General features: G+C 73.6%; 18 protein-coding genes and 2 tRNA genes. 16 read left to right on the plus strand and 4 right to left on the minus strand.

Annotated features, from left to right (window positions below; all coding sequences use genetic code 11):
• The first annotated feature begins 151 nt into the window (after positions 1-151).
• The 3 genes from ACGBYP_RS02525 to ACGBYP_RS02535 are packed head-to-tail and all read left to right on the plus strand — an operon-like array spanning position 152 to position 2387.
• Positions 152-1213 carry a sugar kinase gene (locus ACGBYP_RS02525; RefSeq protein ID WP_411581692.1) on the plus strand — a complete coding sequence of 354 codons (1062 nt, stop codon included), beginning with the start codon at positions 152-154 and terminating at the stop codon, positions 1211-1213.
• Positions 1210-1986 carry an IclR family transcriptional regulator gene (locus ACGBYP_RS02530; protein ID WP_411581693.1) on the plus strand — a complete coding sequence of 259 codons (777 nt, stop codon included), beginning with the start codon at positions 1210-1212 and terminating at the stop codon, positions 1984-1986. Before ACGBYP_RS02525 ends, ACGBYP_RS02530 begins: the two co-directional genes overlap by 4 nt.
• Positions 1983-2387 carry a RidA family protein gene (locus ACGBYP_RS02535; protein ID WP_411581694.1) on the plus strand — a complete coding sequence of 135 codons (405 nt, stop codon included), beginning with the start codon at positions 1983-1985 and terminating at the stop codon, positions 2385-2387. Before ACGBYP_RS02530 ends, ACGBYP_RS02535 begins: the two co-directional genes overlap by 4 nt.
• A 48-nt stretch (positions 2388-2435) precedes the next feature.
• Here the strand turns inward: ACGBYP_RS02535 and ACGBYP_RS02540 are convergent.
• Positions 2436-2509 (minus strand) — tRNA-Gly (locus tag ACGBYP_RS02540).
• Between the two features lie 68 nt (positions 2510-2577).
• On the opposite strand from ACGBYP_RS02540, the gene ACGBYP_RS02545 reads away from it, so the two are divergent.
• The 6 genes from ACGBYP_RS02545 (at position 2578) to ACGBYP_RS02570 (ending at position 8942) form a co-directional block, all read left to right on the plus strand.
• Positions 2578-2651, plus strand: a tRNA-Pro gene (locus tag ACGBYP_RS02545).
• A gap of 97 nt (positions 2652-2748) precedes the next feature.
• Positions 2749-4290 carry a trigger factor gene (gene tig, locus ACGBYP_RS02550; RefSeq protein WP_411581695.1) on the plus strand — a complete coding sequence of 514 codons (1542 nt, stop codon included), beginning with the start codon at positions 2749-2751 and terminating at the stop codon, positions 4288-4290.
• A gap of 299 nt (positions 4291-4589) precedes the next feature.
• Entirely contained in the window at positions 4590-5240 is a 651-nt protein-coding gene (locus ACGBYP_RS02555; RefSeq protein WP_411581696.1) for an ATP-dependent Clp protease proteolytic subunit, read from the plus strand.
• 2 nt (positions 5241-5242) lie between these two features.
• A complete protein-coding gene (locus ACGBYP_RS02560) occupies positions 5243-5881 on the plus strand; it encodes an ATP-dependent Clp protease proteolytic subunit (protein ID WP_411581697.1) in 639 nt (212 codons plus the stop codon).
• Positions 5882-6166: 285 nt separating this feature from the next.
• A complete protein-coding gene (clpX, locus tag ACGBYP_RS02565; protein WP_411581698.1) occupies positions 6167-7441 on the plus strand; it encodes an ATP-dependent Clp protease ATP-binding subunit ClpX in 1275 nt (424 codons plus the stop codon).
• Positions 7442-8234: 793 nt separating this feature from the next.
• A complete protein-coding gene (locus tag ACGBYP_RS02570) occupies positions 8235-8942 on the plus strand; it encodes a DUF4230 domain-containing protein (RefSeq protein ID WP_411581699.1) in 708 nt (235 codons plus the stop codon).
• 58 nt (positions 8943-9000) lie between these two features.
• On the opposite strand, the gene valS is transcribed toward ACGBYP_RS02570, so the two are convergent.
• A complete protein-coding gene (valS, locus tag ACGBYP_RS02575; protein ID WP_411581700.1) occupies positions 9001-11589 on the minus strand; it encodes a valine--tRNA ligase in 2589 nt (862 codons plus the stop codon).
• Positions 11590-11608: 19 nt separating this feature from the next.
• On the opposite strand from valS, the gene ACGBYP_RS02580 reads away from it, so the two are divergent.
• The 3 genes from ACGBYP_RS02580 to ACGBYP_RS02590 all read left to right on the plus strand — a co-directional run bounded on the left by ACGBYP_RS02580 (position 11609) and on the right by ACGBYP_RS02590 (position 13793).
• Complete coding sequence (locus tag ACGBYP_RS02580) at positions 11609-12997, plus strand: bifunctional folylpolyglutamate synthase/dihydrofolate synthase (protein WP_411581701.1); 1389 nt, start codon at positions 11609-11611, stop codon at positions 12995-12997.
• Positions 12994-13383, plus strand: a complete 390-nt coding sequence (locus ACGBYP_RS02585; protein WP_411581702.1) for a DUF4233 domain-containing protein — start codon at positions 12994-12996, stop codon at positions 13381-13383. The genes ACGBYP_RS02580 and ACGBYP_RS02585 overlap by 4 nt, the downstream gene beginning before the upstream one ends.
• A gap of 125 nt (positions 13384-13508) precedes the next feature.
• On the plus strand, positions 13509-13793 hold the full coding sequence (locus tag ACGBYP_RS02590; protein ID WP_411581703.1) for a hypothetical protein: 285 nt from the start codon (positions 13509-13511) through the stop codon (positions 13791-13793).
• A 70-nt stretch (positions 13794-13863) separates the two neighbouring features.
• On the opposite strand, the gene ACGBYP_RS02595 is transcribed toward ACGBYP_RS02590, so the two are convergent.
• Both ACGBYP_RS02595 and ACGBYP_RS02600 read right to left on the minus strand, forming a co-directional pair.
• Positions 13864-14382: a Clp protease N-terminal domain-containing protein gene (locus ACGBYP_RS02595; protein ID WP_411581704.1), complete on the minus strand. Its 519-nt coding sequence runs from the start codon at positions 14380-14382 to the stop codon at positions 13864-13866.
• Between the two features lies 1 nt (position 14383).
• Positions 14384-14605 carry a helix-turn-helix domain-containing protein gene (locus ACGBYP_RS02600; protein ID WP_411581705.1) on the minus strand — a complete coding sequence of 74 codons (222 nt, stop codon included), beginning with the start codon at positions 14603-14605 and terminating at the stop codon, positions 14384-14386.
• A gap of 72 nt (positions 14606-14677) precedes the next feature.
• Between ACGBYP_RS02600 and ndk the strand changes: the two genes are divergently transcribed.
• The 4 genes from ndk to ACGBYP_RS02620 all read left to right on the plus strand — a co-directional run bounded on the left by ndk (position 14678) and on the right by ACGBYP_RS02620 (position 21686).
• The gene (ndk, locus tag ACGBYP_RS02605) at positions 14678-15100 is read left to right on the plus strand and encodes a nucleoside-diphosphate kinase (protein ID WP_411581706.1); all 423 of its coding nucleotides are present in this window, start codon (positions 14678-14680) and stop codon (positions 15098-15100) included.
• Positions 15101-15161: 61 nt separating this feature from the next.
• Positions 15162-17147, plus strand: coding sequence for a TIGR03960 family B12-binding radical SAM protein (locus tag ACGBYP_RS02610; RefSeq protein ID WP_411581707.1), 1986 nt, complete (start codon positions 15162-15164; stop codon positions 17145-17147).
• Entirely contained in the window at positions 17147-17914 is a 768-nt protein-coding gene (locus tag ACGBYP_RS02615; protein WP_411581708.1) for a TIGR03936 family radical SAM-associated protein, read from the plus strand. The genes ACGBYP_RS02610 and ACGBYP_RS02615 overlap by 1 nt, the downstream gene beginning before the upstream one ends.
• A gap of 313 nt (positions 17915-18227) precedes the next feature.
• The gene (locus ACGBYP_RS02620) at positions 18228-21686 is read left to right on the plus strand and encodes an Rne/Rng family ribonuclease (RefSeq protein ID WP_411581709.1); all 3459 of its coding nucleotides are present in this window, start codon (positions 18228-18230) and stop codon (positions 21684-21686) included.
• Positions 21687-21699 lie beyond the last annotated feature (13 nt).

Raw genomic sequence — 21699 nt, forward strand, 5'->3', positions numbered from 1 at the left:
GCGGACCAGTCGCTGCTCAAGTGCGTTGCGCATGGTGCAACGCTCGTTGCAATACTGCGGTGCCGATGTCTAGCATCGGCCGAGGACAGGCGTCAACGGCCGGTCGGCGCCGCGCCGTGCGGCCGACGGCCGGTGAGCGGAGGGGGAGCGCGTGGGGGCAGCGACGGGGACGGCCGTCCCGGACGACGGCGCCGCGGTGGCGGTGAGCTGCCTGGGGGAGCCCCTGGTGCTCGTCCCGTTCCCGGCGTCGGGCGCGCTCGGTGAGGGTTCGCCGGACCTGGCCGCCGCGACGCTGGCCGGGGCGGAGGCGAACGTCGCCGCCGGCCTGGCCGGGATGGGCGTCCCGGTGGCCTACGTGTCGCGGGTGGGGGCCGACCCCGCGGGCCGGTTGCTGCACGCCGCCCTGGACGCGCGGGGTGTCGACGTCCGCGCCCTGGGCAGCGACCCGGGCCGGCCCACCGGCTGGTACGCCAAGGAGGCCGTCGTCGCCGGCGACGAGGAGCCCAGCAGCCGGATGCACTACCGGCGGGCGGGGTCGGCGGCCGCGGCGATGGGCCCGGAGCTGCTCGACGAGCCCGCGGTCGCCGCCGTCCTGGCGCGGTCGCGGCTGGTGCACACCAGCGGCATCACCCCGGCGCTGTCGCCGGTTTGCGCCGCGCTGGTGCACGCGCTGCTGCGCCGTCCGCGCCGCTCCCCGGCGACGGTCTCCTTCGACGTCAACTGGCGCGAGCAGCTCTGGCCCTCCGGGGACCCCGCACCGGTCGCCGAGCTCGCCGGGATGGCCGACATCGTGCTGGTGGGGGGCGACGAGGCGGAGCGGGTGTTCGGCACGCAGGACCCCGCCGCGCTGCGCCGGCGGCTGCCCGGGCCGGCGTGGGTCGTGCTCAAGGACGGCGCCCGGCGGGCCCTGGCCATCGACCGGGACGGCGGGGTGGTCGAGCAGGCGGCGCTGCGGGTGGACGTCGTGGAGCCCGTGGGCGCCGGCGACGCGTTCGCCGCCGGCTTCCTGGCCGGGACCGTCCGCGGGGAGGACGTGGCCCGGTGCCTGCGGCTCGGGCACGTCAGCGCCGCCGCCGTCCTCACCGCGCCCGGGGACTCCGCGCCGCTGCCGCCCCCGGCGACCGTGGCCGCGCTGCTGGCGGCGTCGGCGCAGGAGTGGGCGGCCACGACGGTCGACCGCACGGGCGTCCGGCTGCCCGAGGGGGTGCGGTGAGCCAGAGCGTGAGCCGGGCGCTGCAGCTGCTGCGCGAGCTGGGCCAGGCGCCGGCCGGTCTGGACGAGCTGGCCGCGGCGATCGGCGTCCACAAGACGACGGTGCTGCGGCTGCTGCGCACCCTCGCCGAGCAGCAGTTCGTCTTCCACGACGCCGACCACCGCTACCACCTGGGCTCGCGGGTGTTCGAGCTGTCCTCCCGCGCGCTGGACCAGCGGTCGGTGCGCGGCACGGCGGCGCCGCACCTGGCCGAGTTCAACCGGGTGCACGGCCGCACCACGCACCTGGCGGTCCTGGAGGACGGCGAGGCGATCTACATCGACAAGCTCGAGTCCCACGACCACATCCGGATGTACTCCCGGATCGGCCTGCGGGCGCCGCTGCACTCCTCCGCCGTGGGCAAGGTGCTGCTGGCCGACCTCCCGGCGGCGGAGCTGCAGCGCATCGTGGCCGGCATCGAGTTCACCCCGTCGATGCCGAACACGATCACCGACCCCGAGGGGCTGCTCGCCGAGCTGGCCGTCGTCCGCCGGCAGGGCTGGGCGCACGACCGCGAGGAGAACGAGCCCTCGATCAACTGCATCGCCGCCCCCGTCCGCGGCGCGGCGGGCACCACGGTCGCCGCCGTCTCGGTCTCGGTGCCGGCGGTCGTCCTGGACTACGACCAGCTGCTCGGGCTGCTGCCCGCGCTGCTCGACGTCACCGCCCGCATCTCCGCGGACTGCGGCTGGCGCGAACCCCCCACCCGCACCACGAGAGGAACCCCCGCATGAGCGGCAAGACCGTCCTGCGCACCACCGACGCCCCCGCGCCCGCGCACACCTTCAGCCAGGGGGTCGCCAAGGGCGGCTTCCTGCAGGTCTCCGGCCAGGGGCCGATGGACCCCGCGACGAACACCTACATCGGCGAGGGCGACGTCCGTGTGCAGACCCGGCGGACGCTGGAGAACGTCAAGGCGATCCTGGTCGCCGGCGGAGCGGGCGTGGAGGACGTGCTGATGTTCCGGGTGTACCTGACCACCCGTGAGCACTTCGCCGCCATGAACGAGGTCTACGGCGAGTTCATCGCCGAGAACGTGCCCAGCGGGCAGCTGCCCTGCCGGACGACGGTGTTCGTCGACCTGCCGCACGAGGTCATGCTGGTGGAGATCGACGCCCTGGCCGTCACGGGCTGAGCGCCCGCGTCCCCGGGCCGGCGGGCCCGGGGACGTGCAGGTGGCCGGTGGAGCGGGTGACCGGGATCGAACCGGCATGGCCAGCTTGGAAGGCTGGGGCTCTACCATTGAGCTACACCCGCGGTGCACCCCGAGAGGTGCCTGCACACAGTACCGGTCGCCGCCAGTGCCTAGACTCAGCGGCGGGCCACGGGGTGTAGCGCAGCTTGGTAGCGCACCCGCTTTGGGAGCGGGGGGCCGTGGGTTCGAATCCCGCCACCCCGACTCACGTCAACCGCCGTCCGCGACGTCTCTAGACTCGTGGTCGACCTGACGCCGCCGGCGTCGGGTCCCGTCTGTCCCCCAAGAGGAGCGCTGCCCTGTGAAGAGCACCATCGAGAACCTGGGCCCGACCCGGGTCCGGCTCGCGATCGAGGTGCCGTGGAGCGACCTGGACCACGCTTTCGGTGAGGTCTACAAGGAGCTCGGCCGCCAGGTGCGCGTCCCCGGCTTCCGCCCCGGCAAGGTCCCGAACCGCGTGCTCGACCAGCGGATCGGGCGTCCCGTCGTCCTGGAGCAGGTCGTCCAGCACGCCGTCCCGGAGGTCTACTCCGAGGCCGTCCGCGAGAAGCAGGTCCGCGTCATCAGCCAGCCCGAGGTGTCGGTCACGCGCCTCGAGGACGGCGAGGTCCTGGAGTTCACCGCCGAGGTCGACGTCGCGCCCACGGTCGAGCTGCCCCCGCTCGACGCCCTCGCCGTGACCGTCGACGACGTCGCGGTCACCGACGAGGAGATCGACCAGCAGGTCGACGTCATGCGCGAGCGCTTCGCGACCCTCACCGGTGTCGACCGCGCCGCCCAGGACGGCGACTACGTCTCCATCGACCTGGAGGCCACGCTGGACGGCGAGGTCCTCGAGGACGGCAGCACCACCGGCATGTCCTACGAGGTCGGCTCCGGCAACCTGATGAACGGCCTGGACGAGGCCGTCCGCGGCCTGTCCGCCGACGAGAGCGCCACGTTCTCCACCGCCCTGCTGGCCGGCGACCAGGCCGGCGAGGTCGCCGACGTGACCGTCACCGTCCGTTCGGTCAAGGCCAAGGAGCTGCCCGAGCTCGACGACGAGTTCGCCTCGATCGCCAGCGAGTTCGACACCCTCGACGAGCTGCGCTCCGACGTCCGCACCCGGCTGGCCCGCACCAAGGTGCTGCAGCAGGGTGCCCAGGCCCGCGACAAGCTGGTCGAGCACCTGCTCGAGGTCACCGACGTCCCGGTGCCGGAGAACCTGGTCGAGCAGGAGCTCAGCTGGCGCAGCCAGGCCATGGAGCGCGAGCTCCAGCAGGCCGGCATGGACTGGGACTCCTACTTCTCCATGGCCGGGATCGAGAGCCGTGAGGCCTACGACGCCGACCTGCGGGAGAACGTCGAGAAGGCGGTCAAGACCCAGTTCATCCTGGACTCCGTCGCCGACGCCCGTGAGGTCACCGTCGACAACGAGGACCTCTCGGCCCAGGTCATGGCCGCCGCGCAGCGCAACCGGGTCAGCCCGGAGCAGTACGCGCAGCAGCTGCAGCAGGGCAACAACATCGCCGACTTCGTCGCCGACGTGCGCCGCACCAAGGCGCTGGCCCAGCTGCTGGAGCAGACGACGATCACCGACGAGTCCGGCGCCGTCGTCGACCTGGAGGCGCTGCGCCCGCAGACCGTCTCCGCCGGTCACGACCACGACCACGACCACGCCGGGCACGACCACGACCACGCCGGTCACGACCACGGCGCGGACGAGGCCGAGGACGTCGCGACCGAGGACGCCGTGACCGACGCCCCGAAGCCGGAGGTCGCCAGCGACGCGCCCGCCGAGGCGGTCGTGACCGACTCCGAGGCCGCCGTCGACGACGCCGAGGGCGGCACCGACAAGGCCTGACACCACTGGGCACACCGCGCCGCCCGCACCCTCCCCGGGGTGCGGGCGGCGCTGTCGTTACCGGCCGGGAGCCGCTCCGTCCCGCCCCCGCTGCGCCCACGGCGAACACCGGCCCGCACCGGGAGGAACCGGTCGGGGGTGCGCGTTAGGGTCGTCGTGACACCGAGACGGTCATCGGGACCGCACCCCACGGCGGCCGTCCACGACGGTCGTCCGCGGTCCCGGCGAACGCCCCCGACCACCGGCAACCCGTTCCACGAGACCGACTGCACCGCAGTCCTACGGAGGTCACCGCACCCGTGAGCAACCCAGCCCTGATCACCCCCGGCACGCCGATGCTGCGTGGCGGTGGGTCGATGATGAACCTCAACGACTCGGTCTACGAGCGCCTGCTGCGCGAGCGGATCATCTTCCTGGGCAGCCAGGTCGACGACGTCATCGCCAACCAGCTCGCCGCGCAGATGCTGCTGCTGTCCGCCGAGGACCCGACGCGCGACATCCACCTGTACATCAACTCGCCCGGTGGCTCGGTCACCGCCGGCATGGCGATCTACGACACGATGCAGTTCATCGACTGCGACGTCGCCACCTACGCGATGGGCCTGGCCGCCTCCATGGGGCAGTTCCTGCTCACCGCGGGCACCAAGGGCAAGCGCTACTCGCTGCCGCACACGCGGATCCTGATGCACCAGCCCTCGGCCGGCGTCGGCGGCACCGCCTCCGACATCGCCATCCAGGCCGAGCTGTTCCGCAGCACCAAGCAGGAGCTCAACCGGCTGCAGGCGCTGCACACCGGGCAGACGCCGGAGCGCATCAACGAGGACTCCGACCGCGACCGCTGGTTCACCGCGCAGGAAGCCCTCGAGTACGGCTTCGTCGACCACGTGGTGACCCGCGCCGACACCATGACCGCGACCGACAACCCGGTCACCGACGGACCGGAGAAGTGACCATGAGCGACTTCCAGATGCCGCAGAGCCGGTACATCCTCCCCTCCTTCGTCGAGCGCACCAGCTACGGCATGAAGGAGTCCAACCCCTACAACAAGCTCTTCGAGGAGCGCATCATCTTCCTCGGGGTGCAGGTGGACGACGCGTCGGCCAACGACGTGATGGCGCAGCTCATCACGCTGGAGTCCAACGACCCCGACCGCGACATCACCATGTACATCAACTCGCCCGGTGGCTCGTTCACCGCGCTGACGGCGATCTACGACACGATGATGTTCGTCCGCCCCGACATCCAGACCGTCTGCATGGGCCAGGCCGCCTCGGCCGCCGCCGTCCTGCTCGCGGCCGGGACCAAGGGCAAGCGCCTGGCGCTGCCGTACTCGCGGGTCCTCATCCACCAGCCCTCGGGCGAGGCCGGCGGTCAGGTGACCGACCTGGAGATCCACGCGGCGGAGATCGAGCGCGTGCGCACCCAGATGGAGAGCATCCTGGCCCGGCACACCGGCCAGAGCCAGGAGCAGGTCCGCAAGGACATCGACCGCGACAAGATCCTCACGGCCCAGCAGGCCATGGAGTACGGGATCGTCGACCAGGTGATCCAGAGCCGCAAGCTCAACGCACTGCCGCCCATCCCGGCGTGATCGGTGGGGTCGGGGGCGCGCTCGTCGCGCTCCCGGCCCCCACCGTCGGCGCAACCCGACCGGGTCACGGGAGGGGTGCGAGACGGGTGTTACGGGCCGGACGAACCGGGTGAGTTCCTGCCCGGGAAGGTCGTACCCGGCGGGTAGGTTCGATGGACGCCCGGCTCCCCGGTCAGCACCGCAGGGACGACGGACGCCGGCTCGTACGGGGCGTCGACGGGCACACACAGCAGGTACCAACGGGACGACGGCAGCGCCGTCCCACTCGAGGCGGAGGTCAGCCAGGTGGCACGTATCGGTGAGAGCGGCGACCTGCTCAAGTGCTCGTTCTGCGGGAAGAGCCAGAAGCAGGTCAAGAAGCTCATCGCTGGCCCCGGGGTCTACATCTGCGACGAGTGCATCGACCTCTGCAACGAGATCATCGAGGAGGAGCTCTCGGAGTCCTCGGACCTCAAGTTCGACGAGCTGCCGAAGCCCAAGGAGATCCACGACTTCCTCGAGCAGTACGTGATCGGCCAGGACCAGGCCAAGCGCACGCTGGCCGTGGCCGTCTACAACCACTACAAGCGGATCCAGGCCGGCGGCGACCGCGGCTCCCGCGACGAGGGCGTGGAGCTCGCCAAGTCCAACATCCTGCTGATGGGCCCGACCGGCTGCGGCAAGACGCACCTGGCCCAGACCCTCGCCCGGATGCTGAACGTCCCCTTCGCCATCGCCGACGCCACCGCGCTCACCGAGGCCGGCTACGTGGGCGAGGACGTCGAGAACATCCTGCTCAAGCTGATCCAGGCCGCCGACTACGACGTCAAGCGCGCCGAGACCGGGATCATCTACATCGACGAGGTCGACAAGATCGCCCGCAAGAGCGAGAACCCGTCGATCACCCGCGACGTCTCCGGTGAGGGCGTGCAGCAGGCGCTGCTCAAGATCCTCGAGGGCACCACCGCCTCGGTGCCCCCGCAGGGTGGCCGCAAGCACCCGCACCAGGAGTTCATCCAGATCGACACCACCAACGTGCTGTTCATCGTCGGTGGCGCCTTCGCCGGTCTCGACCAGGTGATCGAGGCCCGCACCGGCAAGCAGGGCATCGGTTTCGGCGCCGAGGTCCGCGGCAAGGCCGAGATCGAGGAGGCCAACGCCTTCGCGCAGGTCATGCCCGAGGACCTGCTCAAGTTCGGCATGATCCCCGAGTTCATCGGCCGGCTCCCGGTCATCACCAGCGTGCAGAAACTCGACCGTGAGGCGCTGATCAACATCCTCACCGAGCCCAAGAACGCCCTGGTGCGCCAGTACCGTCGGCTGTTCGAGCTCGACGGGGTGGAGCTGGAGTTCACCGACGACGCGCTCGAGGCCATCGCCGACCAGGCGATCCTGCGCGGCACCGGCGCCCGTGGCCTGCGGGCGATCATGGAGGAGGTCCTCCAGTCGGTGATGTACGACATCCCCAGCCGCGAGGACGTCGCCACCGTCGTCATCACCCAGGACGTCGTCCTGCAGCACGTGAACCCGACGATCGTCCCGCGCAAGCCCGCCCGCGCCCCCCGCGAGAAGTCCGCCTGACCCTCGGCGCCTTGTCCGCAGGGACGGGGCAGTGAACGCCAGTGGCCCGGAACCGACTCGGTTCCGGGCCACTGGCGTTCAACGCTCCAGTCGTCGCCGGACGACGGCCCCGGCCCTCGTGCAGGGGTCCGCCGCGGGCCTGCGAGTGGTGGGGGGCACGAGGGTCCTTCGTCCAGCCGAGGGCAGCCAGGGCGGCGTCCCGCCGGGTGTCGCGCTCGCGGTCCTCGGCGCTGCCGTGGAACGCGGCCCCGTCCAGCTCGACGGCGACCCGCGCCTGGACGTAGGCGGCGTCCAGGTCGACGTGCCGGCCGGTGGGGAGGACCACCCGGTGCTGCTGGACCGGGGCCGGGAGCCCCGGGACCCGCAGCACGTGGATGACCCGACGCAGCCACCGGCTGACGCTGCTCGAACTGCTGGCCAGCGTGAGGGGTCGCGTCGGCCGGCGCCGTGGGGGGAGGAGGTCGGTCAGCGCGTGCACCAGCGGAGAGTGCAGGTCAGCGCAGCTCCCGCGCTGGCTGCCTGTGGACGACCACGAGGCGGTGAACGCCAGCGGCCCACGACCGCCCAGCTCCTGGGTCAGAGCGGTGCACAGGTGCGGTACCCGCCCCGCGCCGCGCCGCGAGACCGCAGATCGGTGGACGCCGGCGGCCCACAGCTGTCCCGGTCCTGGGCCGCGCACGTTCAATGCCCGCCGGCGCCGGGACGCCGCGCGCGACACGCCGGGCGGGGGAAGAGCGTGGCGACTGTGGGTGCTCTGTGCGGGGACGCCCACCGAGTCAGGAGATCACCGCCGATGCCCGCTCTGCTCCAGCGCCCCGAGGCCCCCGCCGTTCCCGTCGCCGCCCGCCGTCCTCGCCGGCTCCGCCGCCGTCTCGCGGCCGCCGGGATCGGGGCCGCGGTCGTCGTCCCGCTGGCCGGGGTCGTGTACGACCGCGTGACCGGCTGGGACCCGCTGGAGCAGCAGGTCGTCGACCGCAGCACCCCGCCGCTGCTGCTGGCCCTCGACGACCTCGACGAGTACCACGCCGCGACCGGCAGCTTCCAGGTCGTCGTCGACCAGGAGCGGGACACCCCGTACGTGCCCTCGGCGATCAGCGGCGAGCGCACCAGCCTGCTGGCCACCGGCAGCGTCGACGCCTATGTCGACTTCACCGACCTCGGGACCGACGGGGTGCAGCTGTCCGCCGACGGCACGTCCGCGACGATCACCCTGCCGGCGCCGCGCCTGGACACCCCGCAGGTCGACGTCGCCAACAGTCGGGTGCTCGACCGCGACCGCGGCCTGCTCGACCGGGTGGGCGACGCGGTCGCCGACGAGCCGGTCGACGACACCGCGCTCTACGCCGCCGCGAACGACCAGATGGCCGCGGCGGCGGCCCAGAGCGACCTGCGCACCCGCGCGGAGGACAACACCCGCGACATGCTGACCGCCCTCGGCGCGAGCTTCGGCGTCCCGACCGTCACGGTCACCTTCGCGCCCGCGGCGGACGCCCAGAGCTGACCCGTGAACGCGAGCGGCCCAGGACCACGAGGGTCCTGGGCCGCCGGCGTTCAGTACCTCAGGCCTCGGCCGGCACCTCGGCGAGGACGACGTCGACGCGCAACGGGCCGTCGCCGGCGACGACGGTCAGCTCGGCGATCCGGCCGGCCGCCACCAGGTCGGGGCGAACGGCCTCCACCAGCGGCACCTGCGCGGCCGGCGCGGTCACCGTGGCCGAGGCGACGTCGGCGCGCATCGACTGCTTCGCCTCGGACTTCGCCTTGCGCACCGCGGCCAGGGCGTCGGCGGCGACCACCGGCACCGCGGTGTCCCCGCCGGTGGGCAGCTCGCTCGCGGTCGGCCACAGGGCGCGGTGCACCGACCCGCTCTGCCACCAGGACCAGACCTCCTCGGTGACGAACGGCAGCACCGGGGCGAACAGCCGCAGCTGCACCGACAGCGCCAGCGCCAGCGTGGCCTGCGCGGAGACCGCCGCGGCATCGGTCTGGTAGGCCCGGGTCTTGACCAGCTCGACGTAGTCGTCGCAGAACGACCAGAAGAAGGTCTCGGCGACCTCGAGGGCCCGGGTGTAGTTGTAGGCCTCCATCGCGGCGGTGGCCTCCTCGACCACCTGCGCCAGCGACGCCAGCAGCCCCAGGTCGATCGGCTCGGTGACGTCCGCGGCGGTCAGCGACGGGGACGCCCCCAGGCCCAGCACGAACTTGCCGACGTTGAGGATCTTCATGGCCAGCCGGCGGCCGACCTTCATCTGCGCCTCGTCGAAGGGGCTGTCGGCACCCGGCCGGGCACCGGCGGCCCGCCAGCGCACCGCGTCGGTGCCGTAGCGCTCCAGCACGTCGATCGGCGTGGTCGCGTTGCCCTTCGACTTCGACATCTTCTTGCGGTCGGGGTCGACCACGAAGCCGGAGATGGTGGCGTGCGTCCAGGGCACCGTGCCGTGCTCGTAGTGCGCGCGGACGACGGTGGAGAACAGCCAGGTGCGGATGATGTCGTGCGCCTGCGGCCGCTGGTCCATCGGGAACACGTGCGCGAACAGCTCGGCGTCGGTGTCCCAGCCCGACGCCACCTGCGGCGACAGGGAGGACGTCGCCCAGGTGTCCATGACGTCGGGGTCGGCCATGAACCCGCCGGGCACGCCCCGCTGGTCCTCGGTGAACCCCTCGGGCACGTCGGAGGACGGGTCGACCGGCAGCGACGCCTCGGGCGCCAGCAGCGGCTCGTCGTAGACCGGCTCGCCCTCGGCGTCCAGCCGGTACCAGATCGGGAAGGGGACGCCGAAGAACCGCTGCCGGCTGACCAGCCAGTCGCCGTTGAGGCCCTCGACCCAGTTCTCGTAGCGGTGCCGCATGTGCTCGGGCACCCACTGGATCTCCCTGCCCCGCTCCAGCAGCGCGGCGCGCAGGTCGGCGTCCCGGCCGCCGTTGCGGATGTACCACTGCCGGGTGGTGACGATCTCCAGCGGGCGCTCGCCCTTCTCGAAGAACTTCACCTGGTGGGTGATCGGCCGCGGGTCGCCCTCGAGGTCGCCGCTCTCGCGGAGCAGCTCGACGATCCGCTGCTGCGCGCTGAAGGACGTCTTGCCGGCCAGCTCGGCGTACACCTCGGCCGGGACGCCGGCGGGGGCGTCGGCGACGAACCGGCCGTCCCAGCCGATGACGGCGCGGGTCGGCAGCTGCAGCTCGCGCCACCAGGTGACGTCGTTGAGGTCGCCGAAGGTGCAGATCATCGCGATGCCCGAGCCCTTGTCCGGCTCGGCCAGGCGATGGGCGAGCACCGGGACCTCGACGCCGAACAGCGGCGTGCGGACGGTCTTCCCGAACAGCGGCTGGTACCGGGCGTCGTCCGGGTGCGCGACGAGGGCGACGCAGGCCGGCAGCAGCTCGGGGCGGGTGGTCTCGATGAACACCGGGCCCTCGGAGCCGGTGAAGCCGACGCGGTGGTAGGCGCCCGGGCGCTCGCGGTCCTCCAGCTCGGCCTGGGCGACGGCGGTGCGGAAGGTGACGTCCCAGAGGGTCGGCGCCTCCTGGGCGTAGGCCTCGCCGCGGGCCAGGTTGTGCAGGAACATCCGCTGCGCGGTGGCCCGGGAGGTCTCGGAGATCGTGCGGTAGACGTTGGACCAGTCGACCGACAGGCCGACCCGGCGCCACAACTTCGCGAACTCCTCCTCGTCCACGGCGGTCAGCTGCTCGCACAGCTCGACGAAGTTGCGCCGGGAGATGGGCAGCTGGTCCTTGCCCGGCTTCTCCGGCGGGGTGAAGTCCGCGTCGTAGGGCAGCGAGGGGTCGCAGCGCACGCCGTAGTAGTTCTGCACCCGGCGCTCGGTCGGCAGGCCGTTGTCGTCCCAGCCCATCGGGTAGAACACGTGCTTGCCGCGCATCCGCTGGTAGCGGGCGACGATGTCGGTGTGCGTGTAGCTGAACACGTGCCCGACGTGCAGTGACCCGCTCGCGGTGGGCGGCGGGGTGTCGATCGCGTAGGTCTGCGACCGGGGGGCGGCGAGCGCGGCGTCCCGGTCGAAGCCGTAGGTGTCGTCGGCGGCCCAGCGGGCGGTCCAGGTCGACTCCAGCCCGTCCAGGGAGGGCTTGTCGGGTACGCCGACGGTCGCTCCCGGGGCCGTGCTGTCCAGGGGGGGAGTGTCGGCTGCCATGACTGGCATCCTAGGAGCGGTGAGCACCTCCCTTTCCCGTGACCTCGCCCGGGTCGAGCAGGCGCTCCTCGCCCGCTGGCCGGAGAGCCGTCTCGAACCGTCGCTGACCCGCATCACCGCGCTGCTGGACCTGCTGGGCTCCCCGCACCGCGCCTTCCCCGTCGTCCAGGTCACCGGCACCAACGGCAAGACCACGACGGCGCGGATGGTCGACGAGCTGCTGCGCGGGTTCGGCTTGCGCGTGGGCCGGTTCACCAGCCCGCACCTGGAGTCCGTGCGCGAGCGGATCGTCCTGGACGGCGAGCCGATCGGTGCCGAGCGCTTCGTCGAGGTCTTCGACGACATCGCCCCCTACGTGCAGATGGTCGACGCCGGCAGCGACGTCCCGATGTCCTTCTTCGAGGTCACCGTCGCCATGGCCTACGCGGCCTTCGCCGAGACGCCGGTGGACGTCGCGGTGGTCGAGGTCGGCATGGGCGGCACCTGGGACGCGACCAACGTCGCCGACGCCCGGGTCGCCGTGGTCACCCCGGTGTCGATGGACCACGCCGAGTACCTGGGCCCGGACGTCGCCAGCATCGCCACCGAGAAGGCCGGGATCATCAAGCCCGCGCCGCCCACCGAGGAGGGGCTGCCCGGCATCGACGTCGTCGCCGTGCTCGCCCACCAGCCGGCCGGCGCGCTGGAGGCGCTGGTCCGCCGGGCGATCGAGGTGGACGCGACCGTCGCCCGCGAGGGCACCGAGTTCGGCGTCCTGGAGCGCAAGGTCGCCGTCGGTGGGCAGCAGGTGCGGCTGCAGGGCCTGGGCGGGGAGTACGACGAGGTCTTCCTGCCGCTGTTCGGCGCCCACCAGGCGCAGAACGCCGCGGTGGCGCTGGCCGCCGTCGAGGCCTTCCTGGGTGCGGGCTCGGCCACCGGCCCGGTCGCGCAGGACGTCGTCCGCGAGTCCTTCGCCGCGGTGCGCTCGCCCGGCCGGCTGGAGCGGGTGCGCACCTCGCCGGCGGTGCTGGTCGACGCCGCGCACAACCCCGGCGGCATGGCCGCGACCGTCGCCGCCGTGCGGGAGTCCTTCGACTTCACCCGCGTGGTCGGAGTGGTGGGGTGCGTGCAGGGCAAGGACGTCGGCGGCATCCTCGCCGAGCTGGAGGGGCTGTGCGCCGAGCTGGTGGTCACCCAGAACAGCTCGCCGCGCGCCATCCCGGCCGACGAGCTGGGCGCGCTGGCCGTCGACGTCTTCGGCGCCGACCGGGTGAGCGTGCACCCGCAGCTCTTCGACGCCCTGGAGGCCGCGATCGAGCTGGCCGAGGCCGGCCCGGACGACGCCCTGGGCGGCTCCGGGGTGCTGGTCACCGGCAGCGTCGTCACCGCGGGGGAGGCCCGCACGCTGCTGGCCGGGGGCCGGAAGTGACCGCGCCGGACCCGGCCCGCGCCGGGAAGGCCCTCGGGGGAGCGGCGGCGGCCATCCTGCTGCTGGAGGGGATCGCCGTCCTGTTCGTGCCGCGCGGCATCGCGCAGAGCGGCGACGGGCTGACCGGCTTCCGGCTCACCGTGCTCATCGTGCTGGCCGTGCTGTTCATCCTGGCCAGCGGCATCCAGCGGAAGCCGCGCGGGCTGTTGATCGGCACGGTCCTGCAGGTGCCGCTGGTGCTCACCGGCTTCTTCGGCGCGGCGATGTGGCTGGTCGGCGGGCTGTTCGCGCTCATCTGGGCCTACCTGCTGCAGGTGCGCAAGGACCTGCTCGGCTCCGCGCTCGGGCCGGTGCCCGCCGCGCCCCCGTCACCGCCCGTCGACTGACTCCCGCCGGGGTCACCCGTCCGGGGGGCGGCGGGGCGGCCGGCCTCCGGTCTCCGCGGGCCCTGGTCGATGGTGGGCGTGCGGGGTCCCCAGCGACGGGGTCGACGCGGAGAGCGGAGGCAGGCATGAAGCACCACAGCGGCTGTTGCGCGAGCGCTCACAAGCAGGAGGGACCGGCGAAGCGGAAGGCCGGTGAGCCCCCCATCGGCCTGGCCGGCCCGGTCAGCCAGGCGATCGTCGAGTACGCCGCCCGCACCCGCCACCAGGTGCACGGCGACCTGGTCGAGCGGCACGCCCGTGAGCTGCACGCCCGCGCGAGCTACGACTGCTGGAACGGCCTCAGCGACCGGGACCAGGAGCTGTGGCGGCACATGGCCCGGCTCGACCTGACCGAGGGTCAGCGGGCCTAGTCGAGGACCCCGCTGCCCCCCCGTCTCGCACGCTCGACGCGGGTCGTGGCAGCGGGGCCGTTCCCCGAGCTCAGGCCGCTGAGGTGTCCCCGAGTGCGGTGCGCACCGCTGCGCCCTCGCCGGGGACCCCGGCGAGCAGACGGACGACGGTCGGATCGGCGACCGCCAGGACGCCGAGCACCAGGTGCCCGCTGTCCAGCCGCCGCTCCTTGCGGCGCACCGCGGCCCGGAGCGACTCCTCCAGCGCCCGCTTGCTGCCGTCGGCGAAGGGCATGTGGCCGCTGACCGCCCGGCGGCCGCGGTCGAGTGCGCCCGGCCCGAAGACGGCCTCGGTGGTGGCCCGCACCGCGTCCAGGTCCACGCCGACCGCGGCCAGGACCTCGGCGTCCAGGGCGCCGGGGGCGAGCGCGGCGCGGAGCGTCGCGTGGTCGACCCCCGCGCTCGCCAGGGCCGTGCCCCCGCGCCCGGGGTCCCGGGTGAGCGCCAGCAGCAGGTGCACCGGTTCGACCCGGTCGGCGTGCAGCTCGCGCGCCTCCTCCTGTGCGCGGACGACGGCCGACCGGGCCTCGTCGGTGAAGCGTTCGAACACGTCAGCGGTCCCTTCTCGAGGTGGCGTGCTTCTTGTGGACGGCCTGCTTGCTGACCCCGAGGGCGTCGGCGATCTGCTGCCAGGACCAGCCGCGGGCCCGGGCGCTGCCGACCTGCAGCACCTCGAGCCGGTCGGCGAGCTCGCGCAGGGCGCGGACGGCGCGCAGGCCGGTGTCCGGGTCGTCGGCCGCTGCTGCGGTGGTGACGTCGGTGGTGGTGGCCATGACGTCAACGTAGGTTGACGTCGCCAGCTTGTCAACCAAGGTTGACGTTCCGCGTCCCGTACTCTGCGCCGCGTGTCTGCACCCACTGCTGAGCGTTCGCTGGTCCTGGTCAAGCCCGACGGCGTGGCCCGCGGCCTGGTCGGCCAGGTCGTCGCCCGCCTCGAGGCCAAGGGCCTGCGCCTGGTCGCCGCCGAGCTGCGCACCCTGACCGTCGAGGTCGCCGAGGAGCACTACGGCGAGCACCGCGAGCGCCCGTTCTTCGGCTCGCTCGTCGAGTTCATCACCAGCGCGCCGCTGCTGGCCCTGGTCGTCGAGGGCCCGCGCGCCATCGAGGCGTTCCGCGCGCTCGCCGGCGCCACCGACCCGGTCAAGGCCGCTCCCGGCACCATCCGCGGCGACTTCGCCCTCGAGGTCCAGTCGAACATCGTGCACGGCTCGGACTCGCCCGAGTCCGCCGCCCGCGAGATCGCGCTCTTCTTCCCCGGCCTGTCCTGACCCCCCGGGGGCCAAAGTCGCGACTTTGGCCCCCCGGGGGAGCGGCTACCCTGGTGGGGCCATGACTGTCGAGTCTCTCTACCCCCGCCTCGAGCCGCTGTTCGCCCAGGTGCAGAAGCCCATCCAGTACGTGGGCGGTGAGCTCAACTCCACGGTCAAGCCGTGGGAGTCCGTCGCCGTCCACTGGGCGCTGATGTACCCGGACGCCTACGAGGTCGGGGTGCCCAACCAGGGCCTCATGATCCTGTACGAGGTGCTCAACGAGCGCCCCGACGCCCTGGCCGAGCGCACCTACGCCGTCTGGCCCGACCTCGCCGGGCTGATGCGGGAGGCCGGCGTCGGCCAGTTCACCGTCGACGCCCACCGCCCGGTCCGCGACTTCGACCTGCTCGGCGTCAGCTTCGCCACCGAGCTGGGCTACACCAACCTGCTCGAGGCCCTCGACCTGGCCGGGGTCCCGCTGCACGCGGTCGACCGCGACGAGAGCCACCCGGTCGTCGTCGCCGGCGGGCACGCCGCCTTCAACCCCGAGCCGGTCAGCGACTTCGTCGACTGTGCCGTCCTGGGTGACGGCGAGCAGGTCGTCGGCGACATCACCGACGTCGTCGCCGCCTGGAAGGAGCAGGGCCGTCCCGGCGGGCGGGTCGAGCTGCTGGCCCGGCTGGCGCGCGTCGAGGGCGTCTACGTCCCCCGCTTCTACGCCGTCACCTACGGCGCCGACGGCACGATCGCCGAGGTCCTGCGCACCCGCGACGACGTCCCGCCGCGGGTCAGCAAGCGCACCGTCATGGACCTCGACGAGTGGCCCTACCCGAAGCAGCCGCTGGTGCCGCTCGCCGAGAGCGTGCACGAGCGGATGAGCGTCGAGATCTTCCGCGGCTGCACCCGTGGCTGCCGGTTCTGCCAGGCCGGGATGATCACCCGCCCGGTCCGCGAGCGCACGATCACCGGCATCGGCTCGATGGTCGACGCCGGCCTCCGGGCCACCGGCTACGAGGAGGTGGGCCTGCTCTCGCTGAGCAGCGCCGACCACTCCGAGATCGGACAGCTGGCCAAGGAGCTCGCCGACCGCTACGAGGGCACCAACACCGGCCTGAGCCTGCCCAGCACCCGGGTCGACGCGTTCAACGTGACGCTGGCCAACGAGCTGTCCCGCAACGGCCGCCGGTCGGGCCTCACCTTCGCCCCCGAGGGCGGCAGCGAGCGCATCCGCCGGGTGATCAACAAGACCGTGTCCAAGGAGGACCTGGTCCGCACGGTCACCACGGCCTACGCCAACGGCTGGCGCCAGGTGAAGCTGTACTTCATGTGCGGTCTGCCCACCGAGACCGACGAGGACGTCCTGGAGATCGCCGAGCTGGCGGTCGAGGTCATCCGCGCCGGCCGCGAGGCCAGCGGCTCCAAGGACATCCGCTGCACCGTGTCCATCGGTGGCTTCGTGCCCAAGCCGCACACCCCCTTCCAGTGGGCCGCCCAGGCGAGTGCGGAGACCATCGACCACCGGCTGAAGGTGCTGCGCGACGCGATCAACGCCGACCGCCGGATCGGTCGCTCCATCGGCCTGCGCTACCACGACGGCAAGCCCGGCGTGATCGAGGGACTGCTCTCCCGCGGCGATCGCCGGGTGGGCCGGGTCATCGAGCGGGTGTGGCGCGACGGCGGCCACTTCGACGGGTGGAGCGAGCACTTCTCCTACGACCGGTGGCGCACCGCGGCCACCGAGGAGCTCGCCCCCTTCGGCGTCGACCTGGACTGGTACACGACCCGTGAGCGCACCGAGCACGAGGTGCTGCCCTGGGACCACCTGGACTCCGGCCTGGACAAGGAGTGGCTCTGGGACGACTGGCAGGACGCCATCTCCGAGGACGAGGTGGGCGACTGCCGCTGGACCGGCTGCTACGACTGCGGGGTCTGCCCGACCATGGGCACCGAGATCCAGATCGGCCCCACCGGTCGCAGCCTGATCCCGCTGGCCGTCGTCGGTGCGCGTCCCCAGGTGGACGTGCACGCCGACGCGGCCGTGTCCGACCCCGTGCACACGCACTGATGGCCCGCACGCCCGACGGTCCGCCGCCGCCCCCGACCGTGCAGAAGCTGCGGCTGCGCTACACCAAGCGCGGTCCGCTGCGGTTCGCCTCGCACCGCGACCTGGCGCGTGCCCTGGAGCGCGCGCTGCGCCGGGCGCAGGTGCCGATGGCCTTCTCCGCCGGTTTCAGCCCGCACCCGAAGATCTCCTACATGGGGGCCGCACCCACCGGCGCGGCCTCCGAGGCCGAGTACTTCGAGATCGGCCTGTCGGCCCGCCGCGACCCCGAGCAGGTGCGGGCCGCGCTCGACGCCTCGCTCCCGCCGGGCATCGACGTCCTCGAGTGCGTGGAGGCGGTCGAGGGCAGCGGGTCGCTGGCCGACCGGCTCGACGCCACCCGCTGGCGGATCGACCTGCCCGGCGTCGACACCGGCGAGCTGGCCGCGGCGGTGCAGGAGCTGCTCTCCCGCGACGTCGTGACGGTCGCCAAGCGCACCAAGAACGGCCTCAAGGACATCGACGCCCGGGCGGCCGTGGTCGGCGCTGCGGTCACCGAGGAGGCAGGTTGTGCCATACTCACGGTGGTCGTACGGCAGCTCACGCCGACCGTCCGACCGGACGACGTGATGGCCGCTCTGGCTGTCGTCGCCGACCTGCGCCCGCCGTTGCCCCCCCGGGCCGTGCGTGAGGCGCAGGGCCGGCTCGACGACAGCGGTGACGTCGCCGATCCGCTCGGGCCCGACCGCGCGGTGCGTTCCTCCCCCCAGGAGGAGAGCACGCCGGTCTGACCGGCGGAGCCGGACGCCGGACGTCGTGCCCGCGTCACGTCTGCCAGCCGTGACACAGCACCACCCGAGCTCCGCACCACCGCAGACTCGCACCACCGCAGACCTGCACCACCGCAGACCTGCACCACCGCACCACCTGCTCCGCGCACGCTGCACCACCGGGCCCCTGCCGCACCGGCCGGGGCGCGACCAAGACTTCGCGGGGAGGGCTGCGCCGCACACCGCGGCCGCCCGAACCGCCCAACCCGCGTCCCTGCGCGGCCGCCAGTCGGAGACGATCGGCGCCCGGGGACGCACAGGAGGCGAGCCCTCAGTGGCCGACCACGTCGACGACGAGACCACCGCACAGACCGGACCGGGAGCGGCCGCCGCCGGCGCCCCGGACGGGTCGCCCAGCCCCGGGGCCGGCACCGCCGAGCCCGCCGCCGACCCGGCGCCGCCGGTCGAGGAGGCCGAGCCGGCCGAGGAGCCGGAGGCGGCCGACGAGGCCGCGCTGCCGAAGGAGCCGGGGGAGGACCCCGCGGACGCCCCCGCGCAGGACGCGGCCGACGTCGCCGGTCCGGCCACCGTCGAGGAGCCGGCCACCGCCGAGAAGCCGGCTGCCGCGGAGGACGCCGAGCCGCTCCCGGTGCCCGACGCCTGGGCCCCGCCGGTGCGCCGGCCCGAGCCCGAGCACGAGCCGGAGCTGCCCCGCTTCGGCGCGCAGTTCAGCTCGCCCGAGCCCACCACCGTCACCGCCCGGCCGCGCCGCCGGGCCACCCGCCCCGCACTGGCCGCCGACCCGGACTCCGTCGAGCCGCCGAAGCCGGTGACCCCGACCGTGCCGGCGTTCGTGACCTTCGTGGCCCCCGAGCCCGAGGTCGCCACCCCCCGCCGGCGCAGCCGCCGCGCGGCCGCCGAGTCCCCGGTCGAGGCCCCGGTCGAGTCGCCCGCCGGAGCCGACGACCGCGACGACGAGCCCGCCCCGCCGCGCCGTTCGCGCAGCCGGCGCCGCGAGGTCGTCGAGGAGGTCGTGGCCGAGACCGTCGAGGTCGAGGACGTCGAGCCGATCGACCTCACGGTGACCGACGCCGACGAGACCGACGCCGACGACGACGACCGCGACGACCGCGACGACCGCGACGGTGAGGACGGTGGTGCCTCGGGCAGCCGCCGCCGCCGTCGGGGCCGCCGGGGCCGCGGTCGTGGCCGCACCGGCGACGACGCGGTCGACACCGACGCGGACGACGATGTCGAGACGCCGCAGGACGCCGGCGCCGAGCGGGCCGAGGAGCCCGAGGAGACCACCGACGCCGAGGAGTCCGACGACGAGGACTCCGCGGAGGCCGGCGGCTCGAGCACCCGCCGTCGCCGTCGCCGCCGTCGCCGGGGCAGCGCGGGTGAGGCCGGCGCCGAGGACACCCCCGAGGACACCGACGACCGTCCGGAGCGGGCCGGCCGCAACGGCCGCACCTCCAGCGACGACGACGTCCGCGGCGTGGCCGGCTCCACCCGCCTGGAGGCCAAGCGCCAGCGCCGCCGCGAGGGCCGCGACGGGGGCCGCAAGCGCGCGCCGATCCTGTCCGAGTCCGAGTTCCTGGCCCGCCGCGAGGCCGTCGACCGCGCCATGGTCATCCGCCAGCAGGGCGAGCGCACCCAGATCGCCGTCCTCGAGGACGACGTCCTGGTCGAGCACTACGTGACCCAGGCGCAGTCGACGTCCTTCGCCGGCAACGTCTACCTCGGCCGGGTGCAGAACGTGCTCCCGAGCATGGAGGCCGCGTTCGTCGACATCGGCAAGGGCCGCAACGCCGTCCTGTACGCCGGTGAGGTCAACTGGGACGCCGCCGGCCTGTCCGGCAAGTCCCGGTCGATCGAGACCGCGCTGAAGTCCGGCGACAAGGTCCTGGTGCAGGTCACCAAGGACCCGATCGGGCACAAGGGCGCCCGGCTGACCCAGCAGGTCAACCTGCCCGGCCGCTTCCTGGTCTACGTGCCCGGTGGCTCGATGACCGGCATCAGCCGCAAGCTGCCGGACAAGGAGCGCACCCGGCTCAAGGACATCCTCAAGAAGATCGTCCCGGACGACGCCGGCGTGATCATCCGCACGGCCGCGGAGGGCGCCTCGGAGGAGGAGCTCACCCGCGACGTGTCCCGTCTGCAGGCGCAGTGGGAGGTCATCCAGACCAAGGCCGCCTCGACCTCGTCCGCCCCGACGCTGCTCTACGGCGAGCCCGACCTGGCGATCCGGGTCATCCGCGACGTCTTCAACGAGGACTTCAAGCGGCTGGTCGTGCAGGGCGACGACGCCTGGGACACCGTGGAGGCCTACGTCGCCCACGTCTCCCCGGAGCTGTCGCAGCGGCTGCAGCGCTACACCGGCACCGGCGACGTCTTCCGCGACCTGCGCATCGACGAGCAGCTGATGAAGGCCCTCGACCGCAAGGTGTGGCTGCCCTCGGGTGGCTCGCTGGTCATCGACCGCACCGAGGCGATGACGGTCGTCGACGTCAACACCGGCAAGTTCGTGGGCTCGGGCGGCAACCTCGAGCAGACCGTCACCCGCAACAACATCGAGGCCGCCGAGGAGATCGTCCGCCAGCTCCGGCTGCGTGACATCGGCGGGATCATCGTCATCGACTTCATCGACATGGTCCTGGAGAGCAACCGCGACCTCGTGCTGCGGCGGCTCACCGAGTGCCTGGGGCGTGACCGCACCAAGCACCAGGTCGCCGAGGTGACCTCGCTGGGCCTGGTGCAGATGACCCGCAAGCGGGTCGGCCAGGGCCTGCTCGAGGTGTTCTCCGAGCCGTGCGAGCACTGCCGCGGGCGCGGGGTGCTGGTGCACCTCGACCAGCCGGAGGACAAGAAGCGCAACGGCAACGGCAACGGGGGCGGTGACGCCGGCGGTGGCGGCCGCAACCGCGGCGGCAAGGGCGAGGGCCGGCGCAACGGCGGCCAGCAGGACGCCGCCGCCGAGACCGCCGCGGTCGACACGGTCGACGTCGGCCCGGTCTCCGAGCCGCCGTCGGTCGAGGCCCCGGTCGCCGGGACGCCCGCCGTCGAGCAGCCCGTCGCCGAGACACCCGTCGCCGAGGTGCCGGCCGAGCCGGTCGTCGCCGAGGCCCCGGCCGGGACCGACGGGGACGACCAGCGCCGGGACGGCGGGCGGCGCCGTGGGGCGTCGCGCCGCGAGCCCTCGCGCCGTGAGGACCCCGCCGCCGGCTGGGAGCTGGCCGACGCCCTCGCCCTCGGCGGTGGCACGGCCGTCGCCGAGCCCGCCGCGGAGCCCGCCGCCGAGCCGGCCGAGATCGCCGACGCCGAGCCGGTCACCGAGGGGCGCAGCGGACGTCGCAGCCGCGGCCGCCGCGGTCGCGGTCAGTCGGCCGAGGCCCGCGCGGCCGAGGACACCCCGGTGACCTCGGCCCCGGACGAGCAGCCGGCCGACCAGCCCGCCGAGCACACCACGCCGGACACCGTGCTGGCCGCGGTGGTCGCCGAGACCGAGGCGGCGTCGGAGGCGAGCACCGAGCCCGGTGCCCCGCCGGTGTCGGTGGAGTCGCTGACCGGCGAGACGCTGCTGGAGGAGACGCCCACCGACGCGCCGGTCGGGCAGGTCCCGACCGAGGAGGCCCCGACCGGGGCGCCCGCGGTCGAGGAGCCCCCGGCGGAGCCGGCCGTGGTGGTCTCGCCGCTGGCGGTCGCCGAGCCGGTGGCCCCCGAGGCGCCGCCGGTGGCCCGCCCGCGGCGTCGCCGGGCGGCCTCGCGGCCGGCCGGTCCGCCCGCCGTCTGAGCTGACCCTGCTG

The sequence above is a fragment of the Modestobacter sp. SSW1-42 genome (assembly GCF_046635825.1).
Taxonomy (GTDB): domain Bacteria; phylum Actinomycetota; class Actinomycetes; order Mycobacteriales; family Geodermatophilaceae; genus Modestobacter.